The following is a 267-nucleotide window of genomic DNA, read 5'->3' as shown; positions in this document are numbered from 1 at the left end:
GCTTGACGTCCCGGTGCACGATGCCGCGCTGGTGGGAGTAGCCGAGGGCGGACAGCACCCGCATGACGATGCGCATGGCCTCGTCGGCCGAGAAGGCGCCGCGGTCGTGCATGAGCTGGCTGAGGGTGTGCCCCTGGACCCGCTCCATGACGATGTAGGGGATGACCTCCTGCACGCCGACGCTGTTGGTGACGATGTCCTCGCCGGAGTCGAACACCGCGACGATGTGCGGGTGGTTGAGGCTGGCGGCGGCCTGCGCCTCGCGGC

The 267-nt window shown here is 69.7% G+C and carries 1 protein-coding gene; it reads right to left on the bottom strand.

Annotation, left to right across the window (positions count from 1 at the left end; genetic code table 11):
* A partial coding sequence (locus B4K29_RS00030) for a protein kinase domain-containing protein (RefSeq protein WP_286966129.1) occupies positions 1 to 267 on the bottom strand: 267 nt, incomplete at both ends.

Source organism: Arsenicicoccus sp. UBA6765, assembly GCF_002453335.1.
Taxonomy (GTDB): domain Bacteria; phylum Actinomycetota; class Actinomycetes; order Actinomycetales; family Dermatophilaceae; genus Arsenicicoccus; species Arsenicicoccus bolidensis.
Note: the sequence above shows the minus strand (reverse complement) of the source record. Positions and strands in the feature narration are given on the sequence as shown.